Annotated in this window: 22 protein-coding genes; 21 read left to right on the forward strand and 1 reads right to left on the reverse strand. The window is 40.9% G+C overall.

Going from position 1 to position 26,443, the window contains the following annotated elements; translation table 11 throughout:
- The first annotated feature begins 88 nt into the window (after positions 1 to 88).
- From VUI23_RS12765 to VUI23_RS12805, 9 genes are all read left to right on the forward strand, one after another.
- A complete protein-coding gene (locus VUI23_RS12765; RefSeq protein ID WP_342804582.1) occupies positions 89 to 1,501 on the forward strand; it encodes an aminotransferase class V-fold PLP-dependent enzyme in 1,413 nt (470 codons plus the stop codon).
- Positions 1,498 to 2,652: a paraquat-inducible protein A gene (locus tag VUI23_RS12770; RefSeq protein WP_342804583.1), complete on the forward strand. Its 1,155-nt coding sequence runs from the start codon at positions 1,498 to 1,500 to the stop codon at positions 2,650 to 2,652. The genes VUI23_RS12765 and VUI23_RS12770 overlap by 4 nt, the downstream gene beginning before the upstream one ends.
- Positions 2,639 to 4,321 (forward strand): intermembrane transport protein PqiB, encoded by a 1,683-nt coding sequence (gene pqiB, locus VUI23_RS12775; protein WP_216048413.1) that lies wholly within the window; start codon positions 2,639 to 2,641, stop codon positions 4,319 to 4,321. Before VUI23_RS12770 ends, pqiB begins: the two co-directional genes overlap by 14 nt.
- The gene (locus tag VUI23_RS12780; protein ID WP_342804584.1) at positions 4,314 to 4,916 is read left to right on the forward strand and encodes an ABC-type transport auxiliary lipoprotein family protein; all 603 of its coding nucleotides are present in this window, start codon (positions 4,314 to 4,316) and stop codon (positions 4,914 to 4,916) included. Before pqiB ends, VUI23_RS12780 begins: the two co-directional genes overlap by 8 nt.
- Positions 4,916 to 6,031 (forward strand): GGDEF domain-containing protein, encoded by a 1,116-nt coding sequence (locus VUI23_RS12785; protein ID WP_342804585.1) that lies wholly within the window; start codon positions 4,916 to 4,918, stop codon positions 6,029 to 6,031. Before VUI23_RS12780 ends, VUI23_RS12785 begins: the two co-directional genes overlap by 1 nt.
- A 182-nt stretch (positions 6,032 to 6,213) precedes the next feature.
- Entirely contained in the window at positions 6,214 to 8,754 is a 2,541-nt protein-coding gene (locus VUI23_RS12790) for an MMPL family transporter (protein WP_342804586.1), read from the forward strand.
- An 18-nt stretch (positions 8,755 to 8,772) separates the two neighbouring features.
- Positions 8,773 to 9,558, forward strand: a complete 786-nt coding sequence (locus VUI23_RS12795; RefSeq protein WP_342804587.1) for an outer membrane lipoprotein-sorting protein — start codon at positions 8,773 to 8,775, stop codon at positions 9,556 to 9,558.
- Positions 9,558 to 10,868: a hypothetical protein gene (locus tag VUI23_RS12800; protein ID WP_342804588.1), complete on the forward strand. Its 1,311-nt coding sequence runs from the start codon at positions 9,558 to 9,560 to the stop codon at positions 10,866 to 10,868. The genes VUI23_RS12795 and VUI23_RS12800 overlap by 1 nt, the downstream gene beginning before the upstream one ends.
- A gap of 31 nt (positions 10,869 to 10,899) precedes the next feature.
- Positions 10,900 to 11,115 (forward strand): DUF2892 domain-containing protein, encoded by a 216-nt coding sequence (locus VUI23_RS12805; protein WP_216048407.1) that lies wholly within the window; start codon positions 10,900 to 10,902, stop codon positions 11,113 to 11,115.
- A gap of 72 nt (positions 11,116 to 11,187) precedes the next feature.
- Here VUI23_RS12805 and VUI23_RS12810 read toward each other — a convergent pair whose 3' ends face one another.
- Positions 11,188 to 12,492, reverse strand: a complete 1,305-nt coding sequence (locus VUI23_RS12810; protein ID WP_342804589.1) for a sigma 54-interacting transcriptional regulator — start codon at positions 12,490 to 12,492, stop codon at positions 11,188 to 11,190.
- A gap of 210 nt (positions 12,493 to 12,702) precedes the next feature.
- Here VUI23_RS12810 and VUI23_RS12815 point away from each other — a divergent pair, with 210 nt between their 5' ends.
- The 12 genes from VUI23_RS12815 (at position 12,703) to VUI23_RS12870 (ending at position 26,420) form a co-directional block, all read left to right on the forward strand.
- Positions 12,703 to 13,974, forward strand: a complete 1,272-nt coding sequence (locus tag VUI23_RS12815; protein ID WP_342804590.1) for an FAD-dependent oxidoreductase — start codon at positions 12,703 to 12,705, stop codon at positions 13,972 to 13,974.
- An 8-nt stretch (positions 13,975 to 13,982) separates the two neighbouring features.
- Positions 13,983 to 14,618, forward strand: coding sequence for a DUF3365 domain-containing protein (locus VUI23_RS12820; protein WP_342804591.1), 636 nt, complete (start codon positions 13,983 to 13,985; stop codon positions 14,616 to 14,618).
- Between the two features lie 253 nt (positions 14,619 to 14,871).
- Positions 14,872 to 16,464, forward strand: a complete 1,593-nt coding sequence (locus VUI23_RS12825; RefSeq protein WP_303500627.1) for a cytochrome ubiquinol oxidase subunit I — start codon at positions 14,872 to 14,874, stop codon at positions 16,462 to 16,464.
- Positions 16,461 to 17,597: a cytochrome d ubiquinol oxidase subunit II gene (gene cydB, locus VUI23_RS12830; RefSeq protein WP_303500625.1), complete on the forward strand. Its 1,137-nt coding sequence runs from the start codon at positions 16,461 to 16,463 to the stop codon at positions 17,595 to 17,597. Before VUI23_RS12825 ends, cydB begins: the two co-directional genes overlap by 4 nt.
- Before the next feature lie 18 nt (positions 17,598 to 17,615).
- On the forward strand, positions 17,616 to 17,726 hold the full coding sequence (gene cydX / locus VUI23_RS12835) for a cytochrome bd-I oxidase subunit CydX (RefSeq protein WP_100643419.1): 111 nt from the start codon (positions 17,616 to 17,618) through the stop codon (positions 17,724 to 17,726).
- Entirely contained in the window at positions 17,726 to 19,330 is a 1,605-nt protein-coding gene (locus VUI23_RS12840; protein ID WP_303500623.1) for an ATP-binding cassette domain-containing protein, read from the forward strand. Before cydX ends, VUI23_RS12840 begins: the two co-directional genes overlap by 1 nt.
- Entirely contained in the window at positions 19,320 to 20,861 is a 1,542-nt protein-coding gene (locus VUI23_RS12845) for an ATP-binding cassette domain-containing protein (RefSeq protein ID WP_342804592.1), read from the forward strand. The genes VUI23_RS12840 and VUI23_RS12845 overlap by 11 nt, the downstream gene beginning before the upstream one ends.
- Entirely contained in the window at positions 20,854 to 21,726 is an 873-nt protein-coding gene (locus VUI23_RS12850; protein ID WP_216048400.1) for an MBL fold metallo-hydrolase, read from the forward strand. The genes VUI23_RS12845 and VUI23_RS12850 overlap by 8 nt, the downstream gene beginning before the upstream one ends.
- A gap of 3 nt (positions 21,727 to 21,729) precedes the next feature.
- The gene (locus tag VUI23_RS12855; RefSeq protein WP_252729097.1) at positions 21,730 to 22,488 is read left to right on the forward strand and encodes a sulfite exporter TauE/SafE family protein; all 759 of its coding nucleotides are present in this window, start codon (positions 21,730 to 21,732) and stop codon (positions 22,486 to 22,488) included.
- Between the two features lie 13 nt (positions 22,489 to 22,501).
- Positions 22,502 to 22,912: a TIGR01244 family sulfur transferase gene (locus VUI23_RS12860; protein WP_342804593.1), complete on the forward strand. Its 411-nt coding sequence runs from the start codon at positions 22,502 to 22,504 to the stop codon at positions 22,910 to 22,912.
- Between the two features lie 102 nt (positions 22,913 to 23,014).
- Positions 23,015 to 24,649: a methyl-accepting chemotaxis protein gene (locus tag VUI23_RS12865; protein WP_342804594.1), complete on the forward strand. Its 1,635-nt coding sequence runs from the start codon at positions 23,015 to 23,017 to the stop codon at positions 24,647 to 24,649.
- Between the two features lie 169 nt (positions 24,650 to 24,818).
- Positions 24,819 to 26,420, forward strand: coding sequence for a hypothetical protein (locus tag VUI23_RS12870; RefSeq protein ID WP_342804595.1), 1,602 nt, complete (start codon positions 24,819 to 24,821; stop codon positions 26,418 to 26,420).
- Positions 26,421 to 26,443 lie beyond the last annotated feature (23 nt).

Below are 26,443 nucleotides of genomic sequence, written 5' to 3' on the forward strand. Positions count from 1 at the left end.
AAAGATGGCTTTTTTTTACTTATTTTTCCTAAAAAACAACTACATTTAGTGATAACGTTAGCCTTACCCACAACTAAGAAGTACGACTATGTCAAAAATACAAAAACACATGTTCGAGCAAGTTCGTACTTCTGTTCTGTTAAAACAAGCCTGCAAAAGTGCACTTGAATACCAGACAGATACAGATGAAAAAGCAATCTATCCAAGCAATAAGGATTTGGATCTGCTCAGCGCATTTGATGGCGACTTACCGGAAAATATTGGCGACGCAAACGCGCTGTTAAATTTACTCGCCAATCAAGGGGCACAAAATACCGTACGTTACTCAAATGGTCGTTATTATGGCTTTGTTAATGGTTCGGCACTGCCCATAGGTTTGGCGGCAAAATGGTTAGCTGATGTTTGGGATCAAAATGCAGCGCTATTTGTCATGTCACCAATAGCGGCAAAATTAGAGAGCGTTTGCCAACAATGGTTACAACAACTATTTCAACTAACAGAAAATACTGTGGCAGGGCTAGTTGGAGGGACTTCAGTTGCCAGTTTATGCGGTTTGGCGGCTGCCCGTTATCGTCAATTAACGCATTTAGGATGGGACATTGCACAACACGGACTTTTTGCAGCGCCTGCCCTTCGCATCATTTTAGCTAAACAAACCCACGGAACTGTGGTGAAAATGTTGAATCTATTAGGATTTGGTCAACAGCAAATTGAATGGGTTGAATGTGATGAACAAGGTCGCATGCGCGTTGATGCGATTCCTCCGCTTGATCATAGTTGTATTCTCGTTTTACAGGCTGGAAACGTTTGTAGCGGGGCTTTCGATGACTTCCAAACCATCATTCCTAAAGCCCAAGCCGCTAAAGCCTGGGTGCATGTTGATGGCGCTTTCGGTTTATGGGCGGCAGCATCCGCAAAGTTTAATGAACTAACCAAAGGCGTTAATCTGGCGAATTCATGGTCTGTTGATGGTCACAAAACCTTAAATGCGCCCTACGATTGTGGAATTATTTTATGTGCAGATCCCAAAGCGTTAACGCAGGCTCTGCATCAACAAGGTTCCTATATACAAACCAGTGAAAACCGCGACAATATGATTTTTACACCTGACATGTCTAGGCGTGCCCGTGGAATAGAATTATGGGCATGTTTGGCTTATTTGGGTAAAAACGGTATTGCAGAACTTGTTGAGTTATTACATCAACATGCCGTCTACTTCGCCAAAAATATCCGAATTGCGGGTTTTAAAGTACTTAACGATGTTGTATTTAATCAAGTTATAATCTGCGCTGACTCAGATGAAATTACGGTTAATACACTCAAAGCAATTCAAAACTCTGGTGTAACCTGGTGTGGTGGCGCGACATGGATGGGCCGAAAGGTGATTAGAATTAGTATATGCTCTTGGGCAACCACAGAGACTGAAATAGATAAAAGTATCGCGGTATTTTCTGAATGTTTGGATAAACACATACAACTGGCTAACGGTGTTTATAAATGAGTCAACACTTATCCGATCCTATCCACAGCGGGCAAACGGTCTGCCAACAATGTGATACATCAGTAGAAATACCTCGTTTAGCTCATCGCCAGAAAGCAAAATGCCCATGTTGTGGGCACGTATTGACGCAACACCTCGCAAGGGCCAATCAAAGAATAATCATGTTCGCCCTTAGCGCTTTAATTTTTTTACTGTTATCAATGCCATTTAACTTTCTTGGATTTAGCAGCAACGGGCAAAATCATGCAATTGGGATCATTTCCGGCTTAGACGTATTAATCGTCAATGATTATATGTTTTTAGCGGTGATCCAATTGCTGTCTATTATCATCGTCCCCGCCATAGTATTGCTGGGTTTACTGCTAGTCGTTGTGCCATTGCCTGTAAATAAAAATCCAGCCACTTCAAAGACTATCTTAAATATCGTTTACGCCCTCATTCCATGGAGCATGGCAGAGATATTTTTGATTGGAGTACTCGTAAGTTTAATCAAAATCAGTTCTTTTGCAGATATCAGTATTGGCCTATCATTTTATGCTTACATCGGTTTCACCTTATGCATGGTAGCCACATTGTTATCCATGGATAAACACCAACTTTATATCAACGCCACCCAAACCCAACACCGCCGTAAAAGACTTCCGAAGTCCGAAAGTATACAGCGTACTTGGGCGTTATTGCTGACCTCGATATTGTTATATATTCCAGCTAACACTTTACCTATTATGCACACGGTATTTATAGGTACCGATGAACCCAGCACCATACTGGGTGGGGTCATCTCCATGTGGCAGAACAAGTCGTATCCAATTGCGTTGGTCATTTTTATTGCCAGTATAGTTGTGCCCATAGGTAAGTTGGTAATATTAATCTGGCTTAACTATTGTGCGCAAAACGGTACAATCAAAAAACAAAACACCCGTATATTTTGGTACCGATTGACAGAGTTTATAGGTCGGTGGTCAATGGTTGATATATTCGCCGTTGCGATTTTGGTTAGTCTCATTCAACTAGGCAATACCATGAGTGTATTTCCTGGTCCTGCTGCAATGGCATTTTGTGGTGTGGTGATACTAACAATGCTAGCAGCGATGACTTTCGATCCTAGATTAATTTGGAGCAATTCGGACGCACAAGATGATAGACAATAAAAACCAACAAGTAAGCGCGCAAGAAGCAGATGTAGAGTCTAGTCGAATAATCTCAAAATTTTGGCTGATTCCATTAGTCGCCCTGTCTATTGGAATGTGGATGGTGTATCACCAGTGGGCAAATCAAGGCCCGTTAATTAACATTGAGTTTGTTTCAGCCTCTGGTATTGAAGCAGATCAAACAAAGATAAAAACCAAAGATGTCGAAATTGGTGTGGTTAAAAAGGTAGAACTAAAACCCGATTTAAGTGGCGTAATTGTAACCGCAAGAATGAGCCCAAGTGCCGAAATGCTGCTTGGAAAAGATAGTAAGTTTTGGCTGGTGAGGCCCCGTGTCTCTCTTAATGGTGTATCTGGATTAACCACCCTATTTTCCGGCCCTTATATTACTTTGGAACCGAGCACCGAGGGCGAACTGTCTACTGAATTTATCGCATTTGAAAATCCCCCTGCCACAGCAGCTGGCACACCAGGATTACAGATAACCTTAAATAGTGACGAAGAACTATCCTTTAAAGCCGGTGATCCGATTATTTATAAAGGATTGAAAGTCGGTGAATTTGAAGACATGCATTTTGATGTAGATAGGCGCATCGTTTCTTACAATGCCTTTATCCAAGCGCCTTACCACAAACTTATCACTGAAAATACCAAGTTTTGGAATGCCAGCGGAATGAGTCTTGATCTTGCCGCCAATGGGATAGAAATAAAAACAGGAAGTATCGAAACCATTCTCACTAACGGTGTCACATTTGGCATTCCTGAGGGTATGTCAACGGGCAAGCTAGTCACAACACAAGCGTCATTTGAAATATATAAAGACTATAAAAGCGCTTCAAACAAAAGATATAAACTGGGGGTTAATTTTGTATTGATGATCAAAGATAGTATTCGCGGATTAACTGTCGGCGCACCTGTAGAATACCGAGGTTTGCAAATTGGTAAAGTGATTGAAATTAACCTACCAGGCGCAGCGCAGAGTAAATTACTTGATGATGAATTTGCGATTCCAGTCCTGATCAACATCCAGCCAAGCAGAATGCAGCAACCCGATGACCACACGGGTGTAGAGATTGTTAGAACACAAACATTACGTGGAATAGAACAAGGTCTTAGAGCATCCCTTAAAATTGGTAATATTGTGACCGGCGGCTTGTACGTTGATTTACAGCATTATGAGGATGCTGAACCGGAACCTCTGAGTAAGTTTCTTGGCTACAATGTGATTCCTACAACATCAGGGGAATTTGCGCAAATCACTCAAAAAGTAAGTGGTGTTTTAGACAATATAAATGCCATTCCTTTTGCCCAAATGTCTGAAGATGCGAGTCAACTAATGCAAACCTTTAATGCCACAGCTGAGGCATTAAAAGAGACCGTTGACACCCTCGATAGCCTGCTGGTTGACGTGAAGGACCAACAAACAAGTCAGAATATTAATCAAGCTGCCGAATCGCTAACTAGCTTACTCAAAGATTACTCTGCAGGGTCTAGAACTAATCAAGAATTAATTTCGACAATGCAAAGGTTTCAAACGACCTTGCAGCAACTCACTCCATTATTGCAACAACTCAACCAAAAACCGAATAGTTTAATATTCAGCGACGCTACGCAGCCAGAAGTTGAACCCAAAGCGCAATCTTTAAATCAGGAAACCGACAATGACTAAGCCAACCTTTTACCTATTCGGGCTGACTCTGCTGCTAGCGGGTTGTGCGAGTGAAGTGAACACAAATGTGCACTATTATGTACTCGATAACGCAGCCTCTATTTCAATGCCCGATGATATTGCACAGCGCCCTACTACAGTAGCAATTCAGACTATTGAGTTGGCCGACTACCTCAAACAAGCCAGTTTGAATATGCAAATGGATAATCATCAAGTGTTCTACTCTAAACAACATTATTGGGCGCAACCATTACAAACGAGCATTCGTAATTCATTACTAAATGATCTCAATAAAACGTCGAAAACAGCCTACTTTGTTGATCCACAATTAGTTAATTTCAAACAAGCAGACTTAATATTAGGGTTAAAAATAAACCACTTTCTGCCTACATATGAATCAAAAGTGGTGTTAGCTGGACAGTATTGGATATATAATGATCAAAGCAACAGAAATTTAACTGACTCAATATATAACTTTAAGTACGAACTACCACTGGCAGAAAATGGTTATGGACATGCGGTGGGCAAACTACGAAATTTACTAGAACAGTTAAGCAAAGATATCGTAATAAACATGGAAAACGTTGAAATCTAATGATCAGAAAAATGACCAAGTGGATGCTGGCTTATCTTTATTTGGGTGTTGTTGGCGATAGAAATAGCGAATCTAATCAACAAATATTTGTCTCCAATCTTTTTTCCTGCATTGGCTATAGTCTCACTCTTGTTTTAGGTATTTCCGCCGCTTTCGGTGGCGAAATGGTGTTATCCATCTCTCTTTTTTCAGCCTGTTTTTTATTCTTTTTAAGTCACCAAATCCATCGATTTAAACAAATTAAAAATACCTACAAAATATCTACACGCATTATTTTCACATGTTTGTTATTTTTAATGCTTTATTTAGTTTACACCGGTGGCCATGCCAACACTGGACCATTATGGATTTATATTCTGCCTCCTGTAGCTTTCTTTTTTGGCGGTTTGCGTAAAGGCTTAGCCAACATTGGCCTATTTGTTATTTTGATTAGCATCATGTTGTTCTATCCAGGCGAAGTTTTATTAAATACATCCTACACCCACGAATTTAAGTCACGTTTAATTTATTCCTTTTTAACGGTTACTTTATTATTTGGCTTCTACGAATTTTCACGGCAAAAATTCATTACTTTTATGCAAAAATTAAGTGACCAATTCGAACAACAAGCAATGCAAGATCCCCTTACGTTGTTACCAAACCGCAGGGCCATGAAAGATTATTTAGAACACGAATACAATCGTGCACAGCGCAGTAAAGTCAATATGTCGTTATTACTGTGCGACATTGATCACTTTAAAAATGTAAATGACCTCCACGGCCACGACGGTGGAGATTACGTACTACAAAACTTATCGGCGCTATTTACCTCAACGTTGCGTAAACAAGACAAGATATCTCGATGGGGAGGAGAAGAGTTTTTATTCCTTTTGCCAGAAACCAGCGAATCTGACGCACACTTTTTAGCAGAAAAAATACGCAAGAAAGTGGCTAATCATATTTTCAAATATGCTGGCAAAGAATTTAGTATTACCTTGAGTATCGGTGTTAAAGAAGTAACCAAGAATATAAGCGTAGATAAAGCTATCACAGCTGCGGATAAGTTTTTGTATCAAGCCAAAGAAGAAGGACGTAACCGCACCATGCCTAAAGTCGTCCACACCCATGCAGATTAAGCCACTTCTTTCTAGACCATCATAAAAAGGCCCTAGCAGTTTAACTAAACACATTTTTGAACCACTGCAAGATTTTCAAACGACGAAAAGCTGTCTCAACAATATGCATCAATGCTATCTAAACTAGATATGGCACTTTTATTGCTATACTGATACATATTATAAAAAATCTGTTGGGTTTCATGAAAAATATAGCCGATAATTTAGTGCATTTATGCACTCACAAACCTAAATCTGTATATGCAATATTGTTGCTTTTTGTGGTGTTATTAGCGGCCCAGATCCCTCGAATTCAAATAGATACAGATCCAGAAAACATGCTGGATGCAGAGCACCCTGCACGAGTGTTTCATAATCAAATTAAGCAAACATTTAGTATGCACGATGCAATAGTTGTTGGGGTGGTTAATACACAAGATGAAAACGGTGTGTTTAAGCCTGATGTGCTTTCTGACATTTTTGACATTACAAAGACAATTATGTCATTGGACGGGGTTGTTTCCGCTGATGTCATGTCAATTTCAACAGTTGACAATATCAGTCAGGAAGGAACAGGGGCGATTCGTTTTGAATGGATGATGCCCACCCCACCGGAAACCATTGCAGTTAGTCAACAGATACAACACAACTTGTCCCGTCTGCCCTTGTTACAAGACACTTTGGCATCAAACAACGGTAAAGCCGCTGCGATTTACGTACCTATTTTAGATAAAAACGAAAGTTTTAATATTGCTGAACAAATTCGCGGCGCAATCGAAAAACGTGATAGCAGCGCACAGTGGTATATTACTGGGTTGCCTGTTGCCGAAGACCAATTTGGTTTCGAGATGTTTGTGCAAATGGGAATTTCAGCGCCCCTAGCAGGCTTAACTATATTCATTCTATTGTTTATTTTCTTCCGCAATATTCCGTTAATTATCGCGCCTATGATAGTGGCGATGGCAACCGTCATTATTACCATGGGGGCATTAATAGGAATGGGATTCACTGTTCATATCATGTCATCCATGATTGCGATTTTTCTAATGCCGATTGCGGTGGTAGATTCAGTACATATTTTATCGGAATTCAGTGACCGTCATAAACCAGGAGAAGATCTTCAGGCCACGATTGAGGAAGTGGTAGGACATTTATTTACGCCCATGCTGTACACCTCAATAACCTCTTCCGTAGGGTTCTATTCATTAATGTTAACTCCTATTCCTCCGGTACAAATATTTGGTGCTTTTGTAGGTTCAGGTATCCTACTCGCGTTTTTAATTACCATTACCTTTATGCCTGCTTATCTGTCGAGAATGAGTGAAAAGTCGCTACAAAGTTTACAGGATGTGATGCATAGCCAGCAAAGTGGCGGTACTAGAATTGCAAAACTTGCAGGCGCTTTGGGTAAGATTGCAATGAACTTCAAAGGCGCATTGATATTGAGTTTTTCAGTGGTGTTCGCCATCTCCGTGTGGGGAATTACCCAAATTCAAATAAACGATAACCCGGTGCGATGGTTCAAACCTGATCATGAAATTCGCATAGCCGATAAAGTCTTAAACGAAAATTTTGCAGGTACTTACGATGCCTACATAGTGCTAAGTCAGCATTCATCTTTGGTGCCTGTAGAGAACTTATTATCAAAAAATCTCCCCGCAAGCTTAACCAATTGGCAACAGGCAACTTTAGAAAAGCTTAGAGATGAGCCGCTAAATGAACAATATCAGCAACTTATCATTGAAATAGAAGATAAGATGTTTACTGATTTAAGCTCACAAGAAGAACAATTTTTAAACGACTTGTTAAACCTGACAGAGAAAGCCCTGAGCCAGTCAAAAGCTTTTCAGTCTCCGCAATTACTTGCCTACATAGAGTCTTTACAAACAGCTTTGCAGGCATCAGGCTTGGTCGGTAAATCTAATTCCCTAGCCGATGTGACTAAAGTGGTGAATCGCGAACTCAGATCTGGCGAAGCCAAGGATTACCAGATCCCGAATTCACCGCAAGCTGTGGCGCAAACCCTAATGCAATATCAATCTTCTCATCGTCCTAATGACTTGTGGCATTTTGTCACGCCCGATTACCAACAAACTCTGGTTTGGTTGCAATTAAGCAGTGGCGATAACCAAGATATGACTGAGGTAATCCAGTTAGTAGACGATTATGTAGCCAACAACCCACTGCCAGCGAATATTGAACTAGGCTGGGCAGGCAAAGCCTATATTAATGTCATTTGGCAAGAAAATATGGTTGCAGGCATGCTCGATAGTTTAATAAGCGCATTTATTATTGTATTTGTGATGATGGTAATTTTGTTCAGATCCTTAGTATATGGTGTGCTTGCGATGCTGCCGCTAACAATTACCATCACCTTCATTTATGGATTGATTGGTATTATTGGCAAAGATTACGATATGCCAATCGCAGTGTTGTCTGCATTAACACTTGGTTTGTCAGTTGATTTTGCGATCCACTTTTTAGAAAGGGCCCGCGCCTTATTTAAACAAACCAAGGATGTGAAACAAACATTGGCCTTGATGTTTCAAGAACCGGCTACCGCAATCACTCGTAACGCGTTAGTTATCGCCCTAGGATTTACCCCCTTGCTCTTTGCTCCACTTGTTCCCTATATCACCGTGGGAGTATTTTTAGCTAGCATAATGGCAATTTCGGCCTTGGTGACGCTACTTATCTTGCCCGCTGTGATGTCGTTAGCAAAACAATTGGTTTTTAAAAACTAGATGATTAGGAGTTTTAGAATGTCTAGATTTACATTATTTACTTTATCGTTATTTATGTCGTTACCGACCCTTGCTGCTATTGATGTTGCCGAATTAATTAGCAGCGCTGAAAAAGTGGCTTATTACAGTGGAGAAGACGGTCGCTCAGATGCACGTATGATGATTGTCGATTCTCAGGGACGCAAACAAATGCGTCAATTCACCATTCTCAGACGAGATGTTGAAGACAATGGTGATCAACAGATGATGGTATTTTTCAGTCGTCCAACAGATGTAAAAGACACTGTATTTAGAGTGGAAAAACATGCAGATATTGCAATAGACGATGACCGTTGGCTGTACTTACCTGCGCTGGATTTGGTTAAGCGCATTTCGGCTGGCGATAAACGCACGTCCTTTGTGGGATCGCATTTTTTCTATGAAGATGTGTCAGGCCGTGCCGTATCAGAGGATAACTTTGAATTACTGAATGAAACCGCTGAACACTACATCTTAAAAGCAACCCCGAAGTCAGCAAATAGCGTTGAATTTAGCTACTATCAAGTCAGTATCGATAAACAATCAAAGCTACCTGTGAATATTGATTTTTTCAATGAAGATGGGGTTAATTACCGACGTGTTGAAGCGATTAAAATCGAAGATATTCAAGGTTTCCCTACCGTTGTCCGCTCGAAAGTAAGTGATTTGATGAACGGCGGTTATACATTAATGGAATTTAGAAATATCAGTTACGATTTAGGACTTCCGGACGATGTATTTTCGGAACGCAGTTTACGCACGCCTCCACGTCAATGGCTAGACTAATGAAAAAAATTTCATCCCTCGCCAGCGGTTTATACATAACTGTAATGCTCTTCACATTCAATGCTGTAGCGCAAACTTCAGAAGATGAATGGGATATGGGCGATTGGTCAGAAGAAGAAGTGGCAAAGCCGCTATTTACCGGCTTTGTCGACTTTAGTGCTGGCAACAGAATATCCTCTGATCCTGAAATTGATCAAGCCAAAACCCTCAGAGATATTCGTTTACAAGTACAATGGGAAAAACTGCTCAGCCATTCTAGCGTAACTATTACTAGCGACTTATATTATGACGGTATACTCGATGAGGTAAAAGTAGATATTAGGGAGTTTGCTTGGCAAGGAAGATTGGACTCCTTAGGCGAATGGGGAAAATATTTTGATCTGAAATTAGGTCAACAAGTGCTGACCTGGGGAACGGGAGATTATTTATTTCTAAATGACCTTTTCCCAAAAGATTATCAATCATTTTTTGCAGGTCGTAATGATGATTATCTTAAGGCCCCTTCCCTATCTGCAAAGTTATCTGGATTTTTTGATTGGGGTAATATCGACTTGGTTATTACCCCTGAATTTGCACCTGACAACTATATTAACGGCGATTATTTTTCCTTTTTCTCACCACAATTTGCTAAAAACATTGCGCCTGGTTTTGACGTGAGCCCACCCTACCGACCGGAGTCGCCAGAATATGCACTGCGTTATTACAAAACCTTAGGATCATCTGAAATTGCTGTATACGGTTACCATGGATTTCATAAATCGCCTAGCAGTCAAACGGCAGAAGGCCAGCCTTATTTTGCTAAACTCAACGTTTATGGCGCCAGTGTAGTCAGCCCTGCTTTTGCAGGTTTAATCAAAGCTGAAGTCGCCTATTATGCCTCTGGTGATGATAGCCAGGGTACTGAAGCATTGATCCCTAACGATCAAAGTAGAGTGTTAATTGGTTATGAACAAGAACTAATAAAAGATTTATCGGGGAGTTTACAGTGGTATATGGAGCGCACTCATGATTATTCAGCACTGCGTTTAAATTCACTTACGCCACAATATGATCCTAACCGCAGTCGTATCGTCGTTACGCAGCAACTGGTGTACCGGTTAATGCAGCAAACCTTAACCATTAATGCATTTAACTTTTACTCTACCAGTGATCAAGACGGATTTTTGAAACTGCGTGCCGATTACAGCCCTGTAGATGAGTGGCGACTGTCTGCTGGAATGAATCTATTTTACGGTGAAGAGCAATACACCTTTTACAATCAATTCGAAGATGCTAGTAACCTTTATGCTAGTTTCAGATACTTTTATTAACTATGGCTATCCGATAGAAAAGAGGATGTTTATGTCTGCAGAAAGAGCGTTAACCGCATTTGCTGGTTTTATGGTGTTAGTATCCGTTGCATTAACCGTTTGGGTTCATCCAAACTTTGTATGGTTTACGGTGTTCATTGGTGCCAACTTGTTTCAACAAAGTTTTACTGGCCTTTGTCCTGCAACCTTTGTTATTCGCAAAGTATTTGGTTTCAAAACTGAAAAGGAATTAGCTAACGGTCAATGAATCGTATACTTTATTATTAAATATCAAAATCTTATATCAGTCTGAGGCGAGATTTAAGCGCACTATCTCAAGTCAGACGCCCTCGTATTTTAAGCCATATCTCTGAAGTTTACGGTAAAACGTTCGAGGGCTGACGCCCAATTTCTGAGCCAGTTCATCTACCGGTAAAGTGCTTGCAAAACACAATTGCGATAGATATTGTTTTTCCATATCGTCCAAGGAAATAATTTGATTCACTTCTTTGGCTTCAAAACCACCGGTGTTAATCACGAGTTCCGGCAAGTCCTCCACTTCAATAATATCTTCATTTGCGAGCAATGCTGAATGTTCAACAATACTTCTTAGTTCACGAATATTACCGGGGAAATCATATTGACACAGCGCAAGCAGCGCTTTTTCACTAAACTTTTTGCGATGCATCTCAGATTGTTTTAAAAAGTGTTCTGCCAAAATCGGGATATCAGAGCGTCGCTGAGCTAAAGACGGCAACATTATTGGAAAGCCAGCAATGCGATAATACAAATCTTTCCTAAACTCGCCTGACGCTACCAAATCAAGCAGGTTTTTATGGCTTGCACAAATCAGCCTAAAATCTGCCTTTTTCTGCTTAATTCCGCCAACGGTTCGATAACAATGGGTTTCAAGAAGACGTAACAATTTCACTTGCATTGCTAATGGCACATCGGCGATTTCATCAAAAAAAACGGTACCACCATTGGCCATTTCTATCAGTCCCTTTTTGGCATGGGTTGCACCAGTAAAAGCCCCCTTTTCATGACCAAATAATTCAGATTCGAATAAGTTTTCATTAAGGCCAGTACATTCAATTATAACGAAAGGCTTTTGTGCCCGAGCGCTCGACTCGTGAACCGCTTTAGCAACTAGCTCTTTTCCTGTGCCGGTTTCACCATGCAGTAATACCGCGATATCGGCCTTAGCAGAGCGGTTAATTTTATTCAACATGGTTTTAAACGGCTCTGATGCACCTATCATCAGCTGTGCATTAGACTCATTAGAGGCAAACCTTATGCGCTCAAGCACTTCTAGAAAACCTGTGGTTATACCATTTTCATCTTTAATCGGTTTCATCAAAATATCGCAATAGGTTTTACCATAAGGCGTATCGTGAATGTGAATGACACTGCTGGTTCTATTGGTTTTTTTACATTGCTCCATAGGACAGTCTTCGCCGTGTTTATCGCAAGGAGATGAATTACCGTGAGAAATTTCAAAACAACTGCTTTTACCAACAATGACTTCATTTTCGTAAGTATCTCGATAGGCGGAATTTACCGCTAAAATACGATATTCAAGATCGATAAAAATTGCCGGTTTTTCCATGGCATCGATCATCGATTGCACTACACCAATATTCATATCCAGATAGCTCGCCAGTAAGTCAATATTGACTCATTCTGTGACAAAAATGACAAAGGAATCAAGGTTTATCTAAGCTAGTTCATCAATACTTAATAAACTGCATACTTTTCAACATGTTAAATTTTTTGAATTTATAGCACGCCTCTTGCTTACATAATGTTCACATATCGTAACTATTAACAACGATAAGATAAGTGAGGAACTAAAATGGCTAAAGTAGTGATCTTAGGTGCAGGAACCGGTGGCATGCCAGCGGCTTATGAAACAAAGGAAATACTCGGTAAAGAACATCAAGTCGTTGTCGTCAATGAACGACCAGAGTTCCGTTTTGTGCCATCGAACCCTTGGGTAGCAGTTGGCTGGCGGGAACCTGACGCCATAACAATGCCGATTGAAAAATATCTGAACAAAAAAGGCATAGAGTTCATTTGTGCAAAAGTGGACAAAATTGATGCCGCAAACAAGGTTATTTTAACCCATGAAAATGAAAGCATAAGTTACGATTATTTGATAATCGCTACAGGTCCAAAACTCGCGTTTAGTAATATTAAAGGAGCTGGCCCAGATTATTATACCCAATCCATATGTACCTTAGATCATGCCAAACAATGTTATCTAGATTTCGAAAAACTGCTGAAAAACCCCGGTCCAGTTGTGGTTGGTGCGTTTCAAGGCGCAAGTTGTTTTGGGCCAGCTTACGAATATGCGTTTATATTAGATAAAGCTCTTCGCGATGCCAAAATCCGCCATAAAGTTCCAATCCATTTTGTTACCAGTGAACCCTACATCGGACACATGGGATTAGGTGGCGTTGGAGATTCCAAATCCATGTTGGAGTCGGAACTCAGATCTCGAGATATAAAATGGACATGCAATGGTACTGTAGATGAAGTCTGTGAAAATATGATGCATGTATCCGAATTAAACCGTAAAGGAGAAGTGGAATTTGAACATCAGCTGCCTTTTCATCACGCCATGTTAATACCGCCTTTTAGTGGCGTGGATGCAGTCGCAAATGTTGACGGCTTGTGCAATCCAAAGGGATTTGTTGTTACCGATGAATTCCATCGTAATCCAACTTATCCAACTATTTTTTCGGGCGGTGTTTGTGTTGCTATTCCACCAGTTGAGACAACACCAGTGCCCACAGGGACGCCTAAAACCGGTTACATGATAGAAACAATGATGACAGCTATTGCGCACAATCTAAAAGCTCTCATTATTGACAATCAACCACCGCAAACCAAAGGTACTATGCACGCAATTTGCCTAGCCGACATGGGAAATACTGGGGCAGCATTTGTGGCAATGCCGCAAATTCCTCCCCGCAATGTCGCTTGGTTTAAAAAGGGCAAATGGGTGCATTTAGCCAAAATCGCATTTGAAAAGTATTTTATGCGCAAAATGCGCACCGGCACCAGTGAGCCTGTTTACGAAAAGTATGTGTTAAAAGCACTTGGAATAGAACGTTTAGAGTAGGAATAATTATGAACAAGATTTTGGCAATATATTCAACGACAGTTAGCTTATCGATCATATCCGGTTTTGGGTTATATATGACGCTAGCCAATGCAAATGAAATAACAAAATCAAATATACCATTGGCCAACAATAAAGTTGAAAATCAACAAGATAATGCAGCGTATAAACAAATCGCCAAGGAAAAAATGGCGCAATTTGGAAAGCAACTCAAAAGTGCATTATTGGACGCAATTGCTACTGGCGGTTTTGAAAATGCAGTGGAAGTTTGTCAGAATGAAGCACCGAAAATAGCTGCTGAACTATCCACTGATGGCTGGCAATTAAGTCGCACTAGCTTAAAAACTCGTAACCCTCTTAATCTGCCAAATGAATGGCAAAAGCCTGTATTACTTGAGTTTGAACAACAAGCTCAAAATGGAAAACCGATAGATAAATTAGTATTCAGCGATACCGTAAACGGTCAATTTAGGATGATGAAAGCGATTCCTACTGGCCAGCTATGTATCGCCTGCCACGGCACAAATATTTCACCTGAATTATCCAACAAAATTAACCAGCACTACCCACAAGACACAGCAATCAACTTCTCTTTAAAGGATATTCGCGGTGCTTTTAGTGTCACAGCGCCTATAGGTCAATAATCTACTTGTGATTAAATCACATATTGTCACTTATGACAGAACCTCTGTCATAAGTGACAACCACCCCCCTCTATAGAGCCATGGTAAAAATAAAACCCTCATAATTTCATATGGTTACATGAATTTCAAAATTTGGCACGTTGAATGCAATTCTGTTGATTAAGATCAACTCCGAGTTAGAAATCTTCGGAATATAATAAATTTCGCTAACTCTTTATGCGCAAACACATTTTTAATCACTAGGAGAAACAGTATGAACGAGACTCTTATCGAGTTATCTCGTTGGCAATTTGCCTCTACCGTCATGTTTCATTTCATATTTGTTCCATTAACCTTAGGGCTGAGCTTTATGCTTGCCATAATGGAATCAGTTTATGTTTTGACTGGCAAAGAAATCTACAAACAAATGACCAAGTTTTGGGGTAAGTTGTTTGGGATCAACTTTGCCATTGGCGTTGCCACAGGCTTAACCATGGAATTTCAGTTCGGTATGAACTGGTCTTATTATTCCCATTATGTCGGTGATATTTTCGGCGCACCTTTGGCAATTGAAGGGCTCATGGCGTTCTTTTTAGAGTCTACATTCGTTGGTTTGTTTTTCTTTGGTTGGGACAAAATGACCAAGGTAAAACACTTAATGACTACTTGGCTGGTTGCAATTGGCTCTAACTTCTCAGCACTTTGGATTTTAATTGCAAATGGTTGGATGCAGTTTCCAGTAGGAGCTGAATTCAACTTTGAATCCATGCGGATGGAAATGACCAGTTTTGCAGAGGTAATTTTCAACCCCGTTGCACAGGTTAAATTTGTACATACCGTTTCTGCAGGATACGTCACAGGCGCTATTTTTGTATTAGCGATTTCGTCATATTATCTACTGAAAAATAAAGACGTTGCTTTTGCTAGACGTTCTTTTGCCATTGCCGCCAGTTTTGGTTTGGCCTCGGTGATTTCGGTCATTATATTGGGTGATGAAAGTGGCTACGAATTGGGTGATGTTCAAAAGGTAAAATTAGCGGCAGTAGAAGCAGAATATGAGACACAACCTGCTCCAGCGGCATTTACCCTATTTGGGATACCCAACGATGAGACCCAAACAGTCGATTATGCAATTCAAATTCCCTATGCCATGGGTATTATTGCCACTCGTTCTCTAGACGAAGAAGTGGTCGGATTAAAAGAGCATAAAGAGCGTCACAGAGAACGAATTTTATCTGGAATTATAGCCTACGACTTACTAGATAAAGTCAGGAATGGAGAAGCGACTGTCAATGAGCGCGCTGATTTTGAACAACATAAAGACAATTTAGGCTTTGCCATGTTGTTGCAACCATTTACCGAAGATGTCAGCAACCCGTCAGAACAAGCTATTCAACAAGCAGTAGACTACAGCATCCCTAAAGTTGCGCCGTTATTTTGGAGTTTCAGGCTGATGGTTGCATCTGGGTTTGCGATGTTAGTGCTGTTCGCCCTTGCGTTTTACTATTCCACTAAGCATCAGATTACCAAGCCTCGTTGGTTGTTGAAATTTGCACTTTACAGCCTGCCGCTTCCTTGGATTGCCTCTGAAGCCGGATGGTTTGTAGCAGAATATGGCCGTCAACCTTGGTCGATTGCAGAAATACTACCCGTACATGCATCGGTATCAAATTTATCTGTGACTGATGTCGTCATTACAATAATTGCCTACACATTTTTCTACGCAATTATGTTTATTGCAGCCTTCTATCTCATGCAAAAGTACGCCAAAAAAGGACCTAGCGAGACCTTCGCTGACGCCGAGCGTGAATTAGAAGAAGCCGCTCAATTACTGAATAATGAACAACCTCAAGGAGCAAACTCATGATTGACTATGAAACGCTGCGCGTTATCTGGTGGGTGTTAATTGGTGTATTACTCATAGGCTTTGCTGTTACCGACGGTTTTGATTTAGGCGTAGGCGCATTGTTAACGCTGATTGGCAAAACCGATCAAGAACGACGAGTTATGATCAACACAATTGGTCCCCATTGGGATGGAAACCAAGTATGGTTTATCACTGCCGGTGGTGCCATTTTTGCGGCTTGGCCAATGATTTATGCGACTGCTTTTTCCGGTCTATACTTAGCGTTAGCCTTAACCTTAATCGCACTTTGGATGCGTCCACTTGGGTTTGACTATCGCAGCAAACTAACCAATAAAAAGTGGCGAATGATGTGGGATTGGGCACTATTTGCTGGCGGATTCATCCCTGCCCTAATATTTGGTGTGGCATTTGGTAATTTGCTACTGGGTATCCCATTTGAGTTAGATGAGACGTTGAAATCAACCTATACAGGCTCATTCTTTGGTTTACTCACCCCTTTTGCTTTGCTTACTGGCCTAGTTTCGGTTGCCATGCTGCTAAATCATGGCGCAACTTGGTTACAACTTAAGTCTGATGGTGACCTGTATCAACGAGCGCGCTCTGTTGCGGTGATATTGGCTTGTACAAGTGCGGCGCTTTTCGCTTTAGCAGGTGTTTATTTAGCCCTGGGAGTCGATGGTTATCAAATCACCTCAACCATAGATGTTGCCGCTACGAGTAATCCATTACATAAAACCGTATCGGTTGTTAGTGGTGCATGGTTGCAAAACTACAGCATTTATCCATGGATGGTAGTCGCTCCTGTTCTAGGTATCGTTGCAGCACTCGCCTCTGCCTTGTTTTCAAGTAAAGGAAAAAGTGGTTGGGCGTTTACTGCAAGTGGCTTAAGTATTGCTGGCATCATTTTAACCGCTGGGTTTTCGATGTTTCCGTTTCTACTACCAAGCAGCATCATGCCTGATGCAAGTTTGACTGTGTGGGACGCAACGTCTTCATTTTTAACCCTGCAAACTATGTTTATTGTGGCCTGTGTTTTTGTACCTATAGTGCTGTTTTACACCGCATATGGTTTTTGGGTCATGAGAGGTCGAGTAAAACAAGCGGACTTAAGTAAGTCACACGCAATTTATTAATGTAAAAGGAAAAAGATTATGTGGTATTTCACGTGGATTTTAGGCGTTTTATTGGCTTGCTCATTTGGCATCATTAACGCCATGTGGCTTGAGTCAACAGAAGATATGGATCGTACGGACGAATCATAATGGAAAATCAAATAACACCTCAAGCTATACAATGGTTAAAGCGGCAAAGCATGGATTTTCGTGTGCCGCAAATGAAGGTGTTTTTGGTCAGGCTAATACAGTTTATTGCTCAAATCTTCACATTCTGGTTATTTGCCGAAATGATGATGTCGATTGTTGTTGAGCAACAAGCATTTGATGGGCGCAAGGTTTTATACTTAGCGGTCGCATCATGTATTTGGTTGGTCAGTGTATACGTTGCAGATAGCTTATCGGCTATCTGCAAAAATAAAATTGAAAGCCAAATTGAATCGGATATCCATGCAATTTGGCAACAACAACAAACTGCATTAATACGCCGATACTCGTCGGCTTATTGGCAACAATTAATCTTTGATCACATTGCTGATGTAGGAAATTACGTCAGTCAGTACTGTGTCCAAAAATGGATGGCCGGGATAACGCCACTGGTTATCTTAATGGTGATCGCCCCCATCAATTACGTGGTAGCAGTTTCTCTACTGCTTTGTATGCCAGTGGTTCCTTTGTTTATGATTATCGTCGGCAAAGGCGCTGCGGCACTGCATCGTAAACATTTTATCGCTTTAGAACGTTTAGGCGCGATGTTCTCAGATAGATTAAAAGCCTTGCCGCTGATTACCAGCGCTAATCAGCATCATGAGCAACAGATGCGCTTAAGTCATGCCAGCAATATTGTAAATTCAAAAACCATGAAAGTGGTATCTGTGGCTTTTTTGTCTACCACGGTTCTAGATTTTTTCTCGACCTTATCAATTGCACTGGTGGCCGTATTTATCGGTTTCAGTCTAATTGGTGAATTTGAATTTGGACCGTCAATGAATCTACACACTGGTCTGTTTATGTTACTGGTTGCACCGTTATTATTTGCCGAATTAAAAACATTAGGCCGATATTACCACCAAAAATCCAAAGCCGAAGCGAGTGCGGAAAGGTTTGCAGAGATATATCAAGAGGTTAAACCTAACGTCATCCAACAAAACTTCAGCGGAATTGATTGGCTTAATTTTCAAGTTAAACAACCAAATATTTGCGCAAAAAAGATTTCCATCCAGCCCAGTGAATGGATATTTCTCGAGGGTCAATCCGGCGCAGGCAAAACCGTTTTGCTAGAGGCATTGATGGGTTTTAGGGAAGCTTCACATCAATTCCCTGCGCTAAGTTACTTGTTAACTCAAGATACCGTAGTGCTAGATAATACGCTGAGATATAACCTCACCCTAGGGCGCGATTTCGCCGATCACATGCTTTGGGAGGTGTTAGTCGACGTAGAACTGAATGACTGGGCGATCAAACTTGAACAGCAATTAGATACACCTTTAGGTGACTACCCTCCACTTTCCGGCGGTGAAGCCCAGCGTTTAGCCCTTGCGCGCATCTTACTGATTAACCCCGAAGTGGTTTTTCTCGACGAACCCACTGCTCACCTGACTCAGGAACAGCATAGAATCCTAAGTTTACTGCTGCGTCAACGCTTGCAACACAAGACTGTAATTTGGGCATCACACAAGTCCATTCCAGATCACTGGTTTACACAACATTGGCAACTTGAAAATGGTGTATTGAGGATCCCAAATGAAGCATAAAAAGCTATTAGCCGTCAGTTTGTTTCTGGCCATAGTGCACTTTCTGGTGGGATTCACTATTTTACTGGTGTCTTCTTGGTTTATTGCCGCCTCAGCCATTGCTGGCATAGGCTTCAATTACATGTTACCGGCTGTCATCATCCGCGCCCTTGCTATATTGCGGATTGCGTCTGGCTATTTCAGTATGTTGTTTGGCCATCAGCACTTGCTTGGCTCTTTGGCAGACATTCGTTTATCGGTGTTCAAGTCCCTCGCCGACAATAATATCACGGCAAGAGATGTATCCTTAAACGCACTTGCTTATCAAAGTGAAGAAGTGGCTTCTATTTGGATTGCTTGGGTGGGGCAAAATGCAGGTGTGTTATTATCCATCAGCGCACTTATGTTTTGTGCTGTTGTATTCACACCGACATTAAGTTGGCCATTAATCGTTTTCTTTAGCGTATTTAGTCTCATTTACGCCACTTTAGTACTCACAACTTTGCACAACGCTAAGCGCTTAGCCAAATATCAAAAAGCGACGCAATTACGCTTAATTCAGCATATTGAAAGTGCGCCTATCTGGCATATGCAAAATCAACTGCAACCACCACAACTAAATAGCATTAGAAAAATACAAAACCGAATCCAACAACACACAAGATTAGCTGCTTTGTTGACCTCTATAACCAGTATCTCAACCTTGTGTTTTATTTTAGTAAGTCACGCTAGTACTCACTTAGGAAACAGTTTGTTTGTGATTATTCCTATGGCGTTACTGAGTGTAAATGATTGGTTGGGTCGCTCAATCGAATCTCAAAACAAGCTGGCAAGTTATCAGGTTGCCAATAACAACATTGCTCAACTAGTAAAAGAGTCAGTGCCAATTTCGCGACTTAATCCCCATGTTAAGAATGTCGAAGTTTCGAACTTTAAAGCTCAAAATACAGTAATGCCGGAAGTGTTTGGCACATTCAACATAGCAAGTTTGAGCTTACTGGTGGGAAGCTCTGGCTCTGGGAAAAGTCGTTTTTTACAGGCTGTCGCAGGCCTTATCCCCAACCAAGGTAAACGTTTGATCAACCATAGCGATATGCCTGAAGGGTTACTTAATGACAGCTTATACATAGAACAATTTCCATTTTGTTTATCAGATACCTTAAAAAGTAATTTACTTATTGCCAATCCAGAGGCGTCCGATAGATGTTTAATTGAAGCCCTGAATGATGTTGGTTTGGGCTACATGAGCGATATTAATCAATGGATTGGAGAAAACGGTAGACGTTTTTCTGGCGGTGAGAAAAAACGTTTGGGCTTGGCTCGAGCACTATTAAGTAAAGCAAATTTAATTTTGATTGACGAACCATTTGAAGCCTTAGATGAAACCAATATTGAAATTGCCTGCCGCCAACTCAACACATTGGCCCAACATAAAATCGTGTTGGTTGCCTCTCATATTATTCCACGTCAACTGAAAATCGATCAGCAAATATCTCTTGATCCTCCATTGCATTCGGAATTAAACAAAGAAGGTGCCATTCATTATGAATAAACTCATCATTCAACCATTTTTGGATGAAACAACCAATACTGTCACATATGTGGTAACTGACAAAACATGTAACCTATCCGCGATTATTGACCCAGTATTAGATTTCGATCCAAATTCCGGCACGCTTTCCTCCACCAGTGCCGATAAAGTGATCAAGTATTTAGATGACAATAATTTATCCTTGGAATGGATACTGGAAACTCATGCTCACGCTGATCATATTACTGCGTCTCAATATATTAAGGAAAAACGTGGTGGCGAAATCGGCATAGGCGAGCATATACGCAAAGTCCAATCGACCTTTAAAAAAATCTTTAATTTACAACCAGACTTTGCTTGTGACGGGAGTCAATTTGATCACCTTTTTAGTGACGGTGAAATGATCAATTTAGGCCATCTAAACATTCAAATAATGAATACCCCAGGTCATACACCTGCCTGCATTAGCTACTTGATTGAAGACACTGTGTTTGTTGGTGACACACTGTTTATGCCCGACTATGGTACCGCGCGAGCAGACTTCCCCAATGGCAGTGCCAAAGCCTTGTACCAGTCCATCCAGAAAATACTTTCACTACCTGACGAAACCCGTATTTTTGTCGCTCATGATTATAAAGCCGAAGGTCGTGACGAATATGCGTGGGAAACCACGGTATTTCAGCAAAAACGCAACAATATCCATGTAAAAAATGGCACCACTGAAGAGGATTTTGTCAATATGCGCAATCAACGTGACAAAACATTAGCCGCGCCAAGACTTCTGCTGCCATCAATTCAACTTAATATTCGCGCTGGACTGCTGCCAGATAGCGAGGATAACGGTGTTGCGTATCTCAAAATTCCGTTAACCACAAAATTGGCTTAAACCATGAACGATCCAATGATTTGGTTAGGTGCAATTGCTATGGGATTGAGTCTTGGGCTACTGGGCTCCGGTGGCAGTATATTGACCTTACCCTTACTGATTTTTATTGCCAAAGAACCTGAAAAGTTAGCCATTGCAGAATCTCTACTTATTGTAGGAATAGTGGCGTTAGTTGGCACTATATCCCACTATCTAAAAGGTAATATCATCTACAAATTGGTATTGTATTTTGGCATTCCTAGTATGTTTGCGGCATATGGAGGCGCTTATTTAGCGCAGTTTGTCAGCGCAAAATTACAACTGCTTACTTTTGCAGTAATAATGCTTTTAGCGAGTTTTTTTATGCTCAAACCGCTCGCCCCTAACCTCACCCAAACAACCAGTCCGCAATCAGGGTTTTGGCTAATTCCTGCGAGCTTGTTGGTGGGCTGCTTAGCCGGCTTAATTGGTGTAGGTGGTGGTTTCCTGATAGTGCCGGCACTTATGTTTATTGCCAAAATTCCCATCAAGCAGGCAGTGGGTACCAGTTTAGTCATTATTGTAATGCAGAGTATTAGTGGCTTTTCCCAGTACTTAAAAGTATTTCAAAATGCTGATATCAGCTTAAATTGGCCGTTAATCTCGCTGGTCAGCAGTTGTGCAATAGGCGGAATATTAGTCGGGTTGCGAATCGCAGATAAACTTCCCCAATTGGTGATAAAGCGCCTATTCGGTGCTGGGCTAATTGCGCTATCGGCCTACACCTTTATGACCAACGTTTAAACCAGGATTTGCCATGCCTATCATCAACCTAAACGACCACTTTTCAATATCTGGTGAGCTCGATAATGAATTACTCTCACAGTTAGTTGAAAATGGCTTAACCATGCTAATTAATGTTCGCCCCGATAATGAGTCTGCCACTCAAATAAATAGTCACCAATGGCAACAGATATGTCGTTCACTTCGAATTGAGTATCAGCATATTCCGGTTAAATCGGGTATTTACTCAAATCAACAAATTGCGTTATTTAAACGCTTGCTTGAACAACATAAGGGCTTAGTACATTGTTTTTGCAGAAGTGGCACTCGTGCAGTGCACCTTTGGGCGTTGAGTCAAAAACAACAGGCCAGCTTCCAACAGTTACAACAACTATGTTCCTCAAAAGGTTATGATTTGTCAGCAATTAAAGACTATTTTAAGTGATTAAGTTTTGAATCAACAAAAATAGACTAGACTGAAAGAAAAAGCATAACGCGGCAGCAAGCGTCGCCTAAAAGTTGGGCTGCAATAGTCGAGGAATTAGCAATGATATTTTTACGCAATTTTTCATTGATATACCGATTAAGTTTTATTGTCATTTTAATGGTGCTCGTACTGGTACTTCTGAGCTTCAGTGTGTTGAACCATCATTATGAAGCACTGGAACAACAAGCCTACAAAGAAAACAAAAGCGTTGTGGATGTCGCATACAGCGTAATTGAACACTTCCATCAATTAGCCAGTACCCAACAACTCAGTGAAGACGATGCAAAATCAATGGCGATTGCAACTGTGAGTGAGCTTAGATACGACGACAATAATTATTTTTGGTTACAAGATGCAACCCCCAATATGATTATGCATCCCTTCAAACCGGCGTTAAATGGAGAGTCTCTATACAACAGCACTGACGCCAATGGGAAGACGTTTTTCCGAGAAATGTCGCAATTAGTCAAAAAACAAGGCAGTGGTTTTGTGACCTATATTTGGCCACTACCAGGTGAGGAAGAACCAACCTCGAAAATATCCTACGTCAAAGAATTCCGGCCGTGGGGATGGACTATAGGCTCGGGAATTTACTTAGATAAACTTGACGCCTTTTACGCCAAACTGCGTAATTCATATATCCTCGAAGCTTTTATCGGATTGCTTGTTATTCTTGGCGCTACTTGGTTAATTAGCAGGAGTATTACTGCGCCGATTCAAGAAGCAAGTGAACGAATGCGTGACATTGCTCAAGGTGAGGGAGACTTGACCCGTCAATTGCCGGTAAAAGGAAATGATGAAATAACCCAGCTAAACCAGTTTTTTAATCAATTTACCTCCAAAATACGAGAATCTCTTCTGCAAGTGCGCACAATCGTTGAAGAGTTAATAGAACAATCCAATTCGGTTGCCAGTGTTAGTCAAAGCAGTAACACCTTTGCCCAACAGCAAAGTGACGCCACCTTACAAGTAGCAGATGCTATTGATCAAATGACGAAACAAATTAGCGAAGTTAGTAGCAGTGCATTGAATGCTGAAAACACCACAACTGATGCTAAAACCAATGCCCAATCGGGAGCCGTAGCGGTGAATCGCACCGTAGAGGATATTCAATCATTAACCAGTAACATCGATCAGGTTAATTCGGTTGTATCTCAACTGGCCAAACAAAGCGAAAACATTGGTAGCGTACTCGATGTGATACGAGCGATTGCAGAACAAACCAACCTGTTAGCATTAAACGCGGCGATCGAAGCGGCTCGCGCAGGAGAGCAAGGCCGAGGATTTGCTGTCGTTGCCGATGAAGTCCGTACCTTAGCCAGCCGCACCGGACATAGTACTGACGAAATTCAAACCATGATTGAGAAATTACAAAGCGATGCTAAAGCCGCAGTGGAAGCAGTAAAAACCAGCCAAGACACTTCTCAAAAAACGGTAGGAAACATAAACGAAGCGAATGAAACACTGCAAGAAGTTGCAAGATTAATGGGCCAAATGTCGCAAATGAACAGCCAGATAGCCCAAGCGACAGAGCAACAAACTCAAGCCGCGCAAGCCATTAACTTGCGACTTAATGATTTAAACGATGCCTCAGAACAATCTGTCACAACGGCAGCCACCTTAAACCAAGCTAGTCAGGCGCTAAAAGCCCTCAGTGATAAAGTGCATACTGTAGTTAATCGCTTTAAATTGTAGTTTTACAAGCTGTTTAACCTATTTAGACTTTTGCTGACTGTGCCGCGGCGAGCTCAGAAAAATGAAAAAGCTCTCGTAAAATGTAAACTTAAGAGTTTTAAAGGTTTTTTGTTAAGCCGTTCTTAAGGTTAACAATATAAAGTTCATACATACATTTATTGGTGGTTGTATGAACTTAAACCTTTTCACTGTTTTTATTATAATTTGCGCGACTTTATTTTTGCCGTCTAAGCTGCTCGCTCAGCAAGAAAAGGAGTGTAGTCAAACTGACAAGGTTCACTTTAAACCCAACGATATATTCAACTTAGAAGATGATGACAGTATTTTCATACACGATTGGGCCAACTTTCTACATATCAAAACCAAGCAAGATACTCTCGAAAATGAAGCTGCTTTTTTCCTCAAAAAATGTGAGGTTAACTACGATGATTTACTCGAACTGGAACGACATCTACGCAATCAAAAATACATAAGAGACGCGAAAGTAAAATATGATGAGAATAATTTAGTTTCGGTAGAAACTTGGGACAACTGGACGTTGTTGCCAACCATAGATTTCAGTCGTAAAGGCGGTAAAAATAAGTTTGCTATTGGTATAAGAGATCGTAATTTGCTTGGTTTGGGAATAGGTGCAGAAATAGAATATTTCAGTAATGAACAGCGCACGGGTTATAGACTTGATACCCAATTCCCCCTTTATCTAAAAAACAATATTAATGCCTCTATCACGCTAACGAGCAACGATGATGGCAGCTCAAAGGCTGCATTTATTAATAAGCAATTTGTGAGTTTCGATACCCAATATGCATATCAAATAGGGTTTGATAATTTCAGTCAAATAGACACACAATTCGAATTGGGCCAGCAATCTAACCGCTTTAGCCATGAACAAAGATTCTCCACTATTGCGTGGCAATGGCTGCAAACAAATTCATCCACAGATACGTTACGCTTTGGTGTCGGTTACACGCGGGAATCACATCGTTTTTCAGATTTAATCAAAAATGCACTCAACGAGACTAACCTTTTGCCCAACGACAGAGAGTTTAATTATCCCTTTGTTTCCATCGAGTATTTGCAGAAAGATTTTAGGAAATTAACCAATCTGCACTTAATCAACCATATCGAAGATTACAATTTAGGCTGGCATGTCAGTGCTAGTATCGGTACTGATTTTTCAGATAGAGATAACGCCCCTAGCCTAATCTGGCAATCCAACTTATCTAAAGGAATCGAACTATCTGAAAATGCGTTAGTGTATTTTGATGTCTCACTTGAAGGCGAGCAATACAACAATTCGCAACAACAAGACAGAGTCCTACTCAAAACCAGTGCTGAGTATTTCTACAAGTTCAATCAGCATTGGGGGGCATATTTTAAAAATGCCAATGTAATAAGTGACAATCAATATTTAGACTCACCTGTGGTTTTAGGTGGTGAAACTGGTGTACGAGGTTACCCATTGCAATATCAGCACGCCACAAAGAGCACACAATTTACCGCTGAGGCCCGCTATTATCCGCAGATTAATATCTACAAATTATTGGAGTTAGGTGGCGCTGCATTTATAGATTCCGGTAAAGTATTTGACCAATCAGAGTCATCAGAAAAGCAATCGTCATTAATGACATCCGTTGGCCTTGGAGCTCGATTTTATTCCACCCGTACCAGTGAAGCACGGGTAATTCATATTGATGTTATTAAGCCGATTAGTTCAGATCCGAATGTAAACAGTGTTGAATTTAGAGTGACCACTAAACATAGATTTTAGCTAATCTATAGTGTTTTACTTAA

Origin of the sequence: Alteromonas sp. M12, assembly GCF_037478005.1 — a bacterium.
Taxonomy (GTDB): Bacteria; Pseudomonadota; Gammaproteobacteria; order Enterobacterales; family Alteromonadaceae; genus Aliiglaciecola; species Aliiglaciecola lipolytica_A.

Bases quoted from the DNA above. Each gene is read 5' to 3' on its own strand.
- VUI23_RS12805 (WP_216048407.1), top strand. From the start codon at position 10,900: ATGTCTGCAGAAAGAGCGTTAACCGCATTTGCTGGTTTTATGGTGTTA.
- VUI23_RS12770 (WP_342804583.1), top strand. From the start codon at position 1,498: ATGAGTCAACACTTATCCGATCCTATCCACAGCGGGCAAACGGTCTGC.
- VUI23_RS12860 (WP_342804593.1), top strand. From the start codon at position 22,502: ATGCCTATCATCAACCTAAACGACCACTTTTCAATATCTGGTGAGCTC.
- VUI23_RS12840 (WP_303500623.1), top strand. From the start codon at position 17,726: ATGGAAAATCAAATAACACCTCAAGCTATACAATGGTTAAAGCGGCAA.
- cydX (WP_100643419.1), top strand. From the start codon at position 17,616: ATGTGGTATTTCACGTGGATTTTAGGCGTTTTATTGGCTTGCTCATTT.
- pqiB (WP_216048413.1), top strand. From the start codon at position 2,639: ATGATAGACAATAAAAACCAACAAGTAAGCGCGCAAGAAGCAGATGTA.
- VUI23_RS12865 (WP_342804594.1), top strand. From the start codon at position 23,015: ATGATATTTTTACGCAATTTTTCATTGATATACCGATTAAGTTTTATT.
- VUI23_RS12820 (WP_342804591.1), top strand. From the start codon at position 13,983: ATGAACAAGATTTTGGCAATATATTCAACGACAGTTAGCTTATCGATC.
- VUI23_RS12845 (WP_342804592.1), top strand. From the start codon at position 19,320: ATGAAGCATAAAAAGCTATTAGCCGTCAGTTTGTTTCTGGCCATAGTG.
- VUI23_RS12855 (WP_252729097.1), top strand. From the start codon at position 21,730: ATGAACGATCCAATGATTTGGTTAGGTGCAATTGCTATGGGATTGAGT.
- VUI23_RS12795 (WP_342804587.1), top strand. From the start codon at position 8,773: ATGTCTAGATTTACATTATTTACTTTATCGTTATTTATGTCGTTACCG.
- cydB (WP_303500625.1), top strand. From the start codon at position 16,461: ATGATTGACTATGAAACGCTGCGCGTTATCTGGTGGGTGTTAATTGGT.
- VUI23_RS12815 (WP_342804590.1), top strand. From the start codon at position 12,703: ATGGCTAAAGTAGTGATCTTAGGTGCAGGAACCGGTGGCATGCCAGCG.
- VUI23_RS12785 (WP_342804585.1), top strand. From the start codon at position 4,916: ATGATCAGAAAAATGACCAAGTGGATGCTGGCTTATCTTTATTTGGGT.
- VUI23_RS12850 (WP_216048400.1), top strand. From the start codon at position 20,854: ATGAATAAACTCATCATTCAACCATTTTTGGATGAAACAACCAATACT.
- VUI23_RS12870 (WP_342804595.1), top strand. From the start codon at position 24,819: ATGAACTTAAACCTTTTCACTGTTTTTATTATAATTTGCGCGACTTTA.
- VUI23_RS12825 (WP_303500627.1), top strand. From the start codon at position 14,872: ATGAACGAGACTCTTATCGAGTTATCTCGTTGGCAATTTGCCTCTACC.
- VUI23_RS12780 (WP_342804584.1), top strand. From the start codon at position 4,314: ATGACTAAGCCAACCTTTTACCTATTCGGGCTGACTCTGCTGCTAGCG.
- VUI23_RS12810 (WP_342804589.1), bottom strand. From the start codon at position 12,492: ATGAATATTGGTGTAGTGCAATCGATGATCGATGCCATGGAAAAACCG.
- VUI23_RS12765 (WP_342804582.1), top strand. From the start codon at position 89: ATGTCAAAAATACAAAAACACATGTTCGAGCAAGTTCGTACTTCTGTT.
- VUI23_RS12790 (WP_342804586.1), top strand. From the start codon at position 6,214: ATGAAAAATATAGCCGATAATTTAGTGCATTTATGCACTCACAAACCT.
- VUI23_RS12800 (WP_342804588.1), top strand. From the start codon at position 9,558: ATGAAAAAAATTTCATCCCTCGCCAGCGGTTTATACATAACTGTAATG.